The sequence below is a fragment of the Microvirga tunisiensis genome (assembly GCF_009296175.1).
Taxonomy (GTDB): Bacteria; Pseudomonadota; Alphaproteobacteria; order Rhizobiales; family Beijerinckiaceae; genus Microvirga; species Microvirga tunisiensis.
On sequence record NZ_VOSK01000351.1, the window covers coordinates 1 to 5,954 of the forward strand.

The window sequence follows — 5,954 nt, forward strand, 5'->3', positions numbered from 1 at the left end:
CCCAACAGCTCCAGCACCAACCGCTTCAGATCGGCGTTCGACAGGCCATCAAGATCCGGGGCCGGTGACATGCAGGGGATTGAATCAGAATTGTCGCTGCGCCGGAACCCCGACCCGCCAGCTCAGCCCGGACTTTTGCCAATGTTACCATTATGGAACCTAAATATTTGAAATCATTGGGAAATCAAGGCTTTCAGCATTGTACGGGTTTGCGCGTGCTAACACAAATGCGCGGTTACCCGGTCTGGCTCGATCCGCGTCTTGGCCGGTATCGAGCTGCTGGGTCTCGTATTTATTCTGCCTGGCCGACGATCCGGACTGGCCGGGCTTCCAGACTCAGACTGGAATTATCCTGCCTCAGCTGCGCTGAATTTCTTGACCCCGCCGCAGGATCTGTCCGGGATCAATCTGGCGCTCTCTTGCAGAATTTCTTTGCCTCGTGATCTAGCCGCCATGGTTTGGTCTGGCCTGAAATTATTTTATCCTTGGGGCATGAATATTCGATCCCCGCAGCAACGGCGGCTCGGCGGCCGCCAGAGGCTTCGTGTAATTATCCTGCCTTGAACCGCCGGATTTTCTCTGCCTCTAACAAGAGAGGCTTCGTGCCAGAAAGCCTTAAAAAGCAAGGATTTCAGACGGTCGTAGGCCAAGAGAACAAATTGCAAGATCCGCGGCAGGACATATCTCAGAGTGCCGGGCATAGGTTGCCAGTGCCCTCGAATCCTGGCCGAAAGTGATTGCAAGACTTCTGTCAATGCAATTTCGATTTCGTTAGAGGCGGCATTTGACCGGCATCTGGGCTGGCTCGGAAATTCAGCAGCAACGTGGGCCGAACTAATTGCAATTCCCTTGCGGGCAGGACCGTCGGGTCTGAGATCGATTTGCAACAACGCCGTCAATCCAAATTGCGATGACCGATCGGGCAGGGTGGCCACAGGCGGCGACCGACCAAGAGCGACTGCAATAAATGTGTCAGAGGAAATTCGAGTGGGTTTTTGGGGGATCCCTCCCCTACCCGCTTCGCCTCGGCCCTGTGGGGCAGAAAAATTCGTGCAACACTTTTGGCTGACCAAATTTCATTAGGTCTGCCGCGGCCGCCCCCGGCCGTCCTGGTGGGGTGGCTGGGCCAACGCTGGCCGACGGCCCTGAAGTGCAACAGCCCTGTCAAAGGTATTTTCAATCTTGATTATGGGGTTGCCCAGCTGAAGTGAGTGACCCCCAGCCTGTGGGGCCAAAAAGCCTGTGCAACACTTTTGGCACAGGAATTTCAAAACTCGTTTTCCGGGGAAAAGCCTTTGGGCCGCTCCTGAGCGCCGTTCTGGGGTTCGGCGGCCCCGAAAATTGAGTGTTATTTTTGTGCCTCAACGCGGCGAATTATTGTACCTTGGCTTGCGAGATACCCTTTCCGGGGCGCCCGATTCATCTTTCCAGGGCATCAGGCTTGGGTCGGAGCCGAGTAGCAGTTAAGGCACGTGAGGACAGACGAGAACGACCCCAAGGCTCCAGGCGAGCGGACCCAAGAATATCGCTGGGGCAAGGAGAGGCCTCGCGATCGGAGCCGGCGCCTCCATAAAGCCCGGGACACGGTTTTGAGTGATCGGCAGCGCCTGATCGCTGATCATCTGAGGGATCTGGCGCGGATTGATCGTGAGATTGAGATCATCGACGCTCAGTTGATGGAAGTGGAGATCCTGGCGCCTGGCGGCAGGTATGATCGCAATCAGGAGCACAAATTACGGACCCTTGTGAGGCATTTAACGCCTAACGGGGATCTGCCTGAACCGGAGGTCCGCGAGCGCGGGCGACCACCGAAGCCTCCAGAGCGGAAGCGCCGTAGGCCAAGCCGGGCCAAAAAATCGTAATTTTTTGTGCCGCAAGGAGCGCGATTTATATTGTCGAGCTCCTTTGGCTTCCGGTACAATTCGTTTTGCAAGTTTCTTGGCACTAAAAGATCGATTTTCGGTTTTTCGCTGCCCCGTCTGTTCAGGGAAGTCCGTTCATGGCCGTCTTTCAATACGTTGGTCGGGGCACCATGCGTCCGACCACTCGTCGGTCTCAGCTTCAGCGCGGTAAGAAGTCGCTTTATGAAAGGTTGTCGGATATCGACCGTGCGGCTGAGGAGGCCCGCGAGATTGTGCGCCGTGAGCTTGCCGAGTACGAGAAGCAAGAGAACTTTCTTGAGCAGGTCACTCCTGGCGGCCGCTACAACAGCGAGATTGCAAATTCTCTCGCCGCGCAGATGGGGATTGTTGTTTCCGAACCCGTGAAGCGGGGTCGGGGTCGTCCGCGTAAGTACGGACCCAACGATCCGCGTCCGCCTAGGAAGTCCCGCGCCAAGGTGCGGGTGACGGCGTCCCTGGTCAGCGACGTTGTCCGCGGCGTCAGCCCGTCCTTGCGGGCTCCGGCGGAGCGTAAACCCCGTCGCGCCTCTTCGCGTACGACGTCCGGCACGGTTTCTCCCGTCACGGCAGCGCCAGCGCGTATTCCGACTCCGGCCCCTAAGGCAGCGCCGAAGGTTGCGGCCGCTCTGCTGGAGTCTACCCTTGCAGGTGGACTTGGTCAGGACACCATTCAGATCGAGACGCCGGAGACGGCGTTCGAGATCAAGCCGGTCGAGACCCGGACGGTGCAGATCACCGTGGTCGAGAACGATCCTGAGTATGAGGCGGAGCTGGCCGAGCAGGCGGCTCTGGTGAAGGCGCGTCTCGATGCCGAGAACGAGCCGGGCGAGGAATTGCCGCTTCCGAGCGTTCGTCGGACGAAGTTCACCCGTCGGTATGACTTCTCCGATGCCAAGGACGCGTCGAAGGTCGATCCTGCAGTCCTGGCTCTTTTCCCGCACTTTGGGCTTTCGACGACTAGTCCGAGCGAGGAAATGAGTGACGAGGATATGACGAAGTGGATCTTCGCAACCTCGTACACGGATGAACCAGATGAGGAATATCGGCAGGATCGGTTCAAGAATGATCTTCGGATTTATCGTTCCGTTGGAGGTGTCTTTAAGGCGAAAAAGTTCCGCCTCGAGAGAGAGATCCAGCGCGAGCGTGATCGTGTGGCGGTTTGGCATGTAATCGATGCCCGCGTTACCGACGCCGAGCAGTTCAGCGATCGCGCCGCTAAGGGTGAGATGAGCGACGATCTCGCTCGGATGTGGGTTGCCCATCTCGATTATCTTGCCCTAGGCAATCTGGAAGACAGCGAGCATCTCGTCTGGCGTGAGATCGTCGATGCTATGGAATGGCCAAAGGGCTTCTCGCGGATCGATCTGGCCATTTGGGCGGAGCAGGATCCGAACGTCGTTCCGGACGTGCGATCCTGGGCTGGTGAACCGAAGAATTTCCCTGAGCGTCTTCGGTACGTTCCCTTCCCTCCATAGGATTTGAGGGAATGCTCACAAAGAAAGGCGGCCGTCGCGAGACGTGCCGCCTTTTTCTGTTTTTCGGACCTGTAAGATTTGGGGCCGATTACGCCGCGGCCTTCCCCGCCTCCGGGTGATTCCGGAGGAGCCGGTAGGCGTACTTCCACATGTGCGCGGGGATGTGGAGGAACGCGATGGCGACCTCGAGCGGCAGGGCCTTGAGGCGACGCTCGATTTGATCGCGATGAGCGTAGAAAGCGCTGTTCGGCCGATCAGCGTAATCGAACGTCCAGTCCATGCTCTCCATGAGCCGGACGAGCTCGGCGTCCCATTCAGCCGGGACGTACTGAGCAACTGCCTCATCGATGACGGCACGGACAAGAGCCTCCTGGCGATCGTCCTCCTGCTCGATTTCGGCATTGACGGTATCGAGAGCCAGCAGGGTCTCGATGGCCGGCACTTTGCCGAGCAGGATATCGGTGGCGAATTCGGCCTGGCGCCGGAAGGCGGCGTGCTGCAGGGCCGGGCCGGTCAGCGGGAGAACCCACTTGTCGAAGGTCCGGCTGCTGCGCGGGGACGGAGAGCCGAACACGAAGCCGTGGTAGGCCGCCTCCTTCATGGGCGAGGTGTACGAGTACTCCGGCTTCCAGCGGTCGTAGGCCGTGGTGGCGATCTCGTTCATCTCGCCCAGGACTTCGGCCGTATCGATGTCGATGGCGTAGGGCTCATCGTCGATAGAGGTGAAGCCGACACGGGTCAGCGAAACCCGGCCACGCTGGGACGAGCCGTAATGGCCCTCGCACAGGTTGATCACCAGATAGGTGGCCTCGGGGTGGACCAGGAATTTCGTGGTCAGGCCCATGACGCCCCAGGGGGTGTTCTTGTACTGGGCGGCGAGTACCTCGTTGGCATCGCGGACGGCCTGCCAGCGAGCCCGGCCAATCGTGTACTGGCGGGACTCGAGGGAGCGGAGGATCGCGATAGCGGTGTCGATGCGAGCGTCGATCATGTCGGGTCTCCTTCTTGGGATTTTGAACCCGCCAGGGGTCAATCCTAATTTTTGAGGAGATCTCTTTTCGGGTTTAGGTGAGCGACCATGAAAACCCCCCGGAGGGCGGGTTTGGGAATTAGGCTGCGGCCTTTACCGAATCCGGATGGTTCCGGAGCAGGTGATAGGCGTAGCTCCAGCTGTGGCCGGCCACATGGAGGAACGCGATCGCGACTTCCAGCGGCAGCGCATGGAGGCGACGGGTGATTTCCCGGCGCTGCTCGTAGAAGGCGTTGTTCGGACGATCGGCGTAGTCGAAGGTCCAATCCATGGTCTCCATGAGGCGGACCAGCTCCGGATCCCACTCGCGGGGCTGGTACTGGGAGACGGCCTCCTCGATGACGCCGTCGATGATGGCCTGCTCACGGGCGATGTCGTCCACGAGCTTCTGGTCGGCGTCATCAACGAAGCGGAGCTTGTTGATTTCGTTGATGCCGCCATTACGGATCACCTCGGCCAGGTGGGCCAGGCGCTTGAACGCCGGGTGCTGCAGGGCCGGCCCGGACATGGGCAGGGCCCAGGAGTACCGGGTCAGGGACTCGCCCTTATAGGTAGAGGCGAAGACGAGGCCGGTATAGGCGGCATCGCGCTCCGGGTTCGGGGAGTACCAGTCGTCGTTCTGCTGAATGCCAGATCACGCCCCACTTGAACCATCCGCAAGACTGCAACCGATCATAGGTCAGCCGTCCCCTGTGCGTCCGACCTCCGGCGTCTTCCAGGGCACGTAGGAAATGTAGGCCAGGCGGATAACGAATACCGTCAGCGCGCGCTGAACCGAGATCTCCATGGCTCGTGGCTCGCCAGTCTCAGTATTGTAGACGAGCTGACAGCTCTGCCCGGATAAGTCTTCCCGCGTCGCAATCCACATCAGATCGATGAGGATCTGCCCAGGCGTGTGTGACACCGTGTAACCGCCAATCCGGTGAGACTCTGGGGTGTTCCAAGACACCCGCCTTTCTTTGCCCTCTTCGCGCAGTTCGACATCGCCGACCCCGGCAGCCCGCCCGCGAAAGTCAGGCCCGCGACCCTGGAACAGCCCGGTGAACGAGAAGCGCCGCCGGGGTGTGACCGGGATCAGGGCGATCAGGCGTTTTGCATCCTCACGGGAAAAGGTCTGCCCATCCATCGTCAGGCGATCGAGGATCGCATGCGCCTCGAGCCGGGCCTCTATTGGAAGGTCTTGAGCACCCTTACTCACCATTCGCCTCCTCATCAGGAGAGGCAGCCGGCGAAGCATAGGCTGATGCGTCTGTTGCTCTCTGCACCGATGGTTTGCCAACCGAGACGACGGTGACGATCCCATCGCCCAGCACCAGCCGCACCGTGTGAATGCCGTCGGCCTTCGCCTGCGCCAACCGGGCATCGAGCTTATCGCGCGGCAACCACACATCCTGAAGATACTGTCGGCGAATTCAGAGGGCTGGCGCCAACGCAGCAAAGCGGGTCACGCGCGTCTTGGTGCGCGGCCATCCGTCCAACCAGTGTACGACCCGCAAGACGTTCATCGCAGCCGCCGAACACACCTCCTGGAGGCCGGTCTTCAGGAGC

The 5,954-nt window shown here is 59.8% G+C and carries 5 protein-coding genes; 1 reads left to right on the forward strand and 4 read right to left on the reverse strand.

What is annotated here, in order from left to right; genetic code table 11:
- Positions 1 to 1,999: 1,999 nt before the first annotated feature.
- The gene (locus FS320_RS36295; protein WP_152717196.1) at positions 2,000 to 3,376 is read left to right on the forward strand and encodes a hypothetical protein; all 1,377 of its coding nucleotides are present in this window, start codon (positions 2,000 to 2,002) and stop codon (positions 3,374 to 3,376) included.
- Between the two features lie 88 nt (positions 3,377 to 3,464).
- Here FS320_RS36295 and FS320_RS36300 read toward each other — a convergent pair whose 3' ends face one another.
- From FS320_RS36300 to FS320_RS36315, 4 genes are all read right to left on the reverse strand, one after another.
- Positions 3,465 to 4,367, reverse strand: coding sequence for a hypothetical protein (locus tag FS320_RS36300; RefSeq protein ID WP_152717197.1), 903 nt, complete (start codon positions 4,365 to 4,367; stop codon positions 3,465 to 3,467).
- A gap of 118 nt (positions 4,368 to 4,485) precedes the next feature.
- Entirely contained in the window at positions 4,486 to 4,914 is a 429-nt protein-coding gene (locus FS320_RS36305; protein WP_152717198.1) for a hypothetical protein, read from the reverse strand.
- Between the two features lie 171 nt (positions 4,915 to 5,085).
- The gene (locus FS320_RS36310; protein ID WP_192926385.1) at positions 5,086 to 5,607 is read right to left on the reverse strand and encodes a hypothetical protein; all 522 of its coding nucleotides are present in this window, start codon (positions 5,605 to 5,607) and stop codon (positions 5,086 to 5,088) included.
- Positions 5,597 to 5,788 (reverse strand): hypothetical protein, encoded by a 192-nt coding sequence (locus FS320_RS36315; RefSeq protein WP_152717199.1) that lies wholly within the window; start codon positions 5,786 to 5,788, stop codon positions 5,597 to 5,599. The genes FS320_RS36310 and FS320_RS36315 overlap by 11 nt, the downstream gene beginning before the upstream one ends.
- Between the last annotated feature and the right edge of the window lie 166 nt (positions 5,789 to 5,954).

What these genes read in the sequence shown, in the direction of transcription:
- FS320_RS36310 (WP_192926385.1), bottom strand. Translation starts at nt 5,607, where the DNA reads ATGGTGAGTAAGGGTGCTCAAGACCTTCCAATAGAGGCCCGGCTCGAG.
- FS320_RS36295 (WP_152717196.1), top strand. Translation starts at nt 2,000, where the DNA reads ATGGCCGTCTTTCAATACGTTGGTCGGGGCACCATGCGTCCGACCACT.
- FS320_RS36300 (WP_152717197.1), bottom strand. Translation starts at nt 4,367, where the DNA reads ATGATCGACGCTCGCATCGACACCGCTATCGCGATCCTCCGCTCCCTC.
- FS320_RS36305 (WP_152717198.1), bottom strand. Translation starts at nt 4,914, where the DNA reads ATGTCCGGGCCGGCCCTGCAGCACCCGGCGTTCAAGCGCCTGGCCCAC.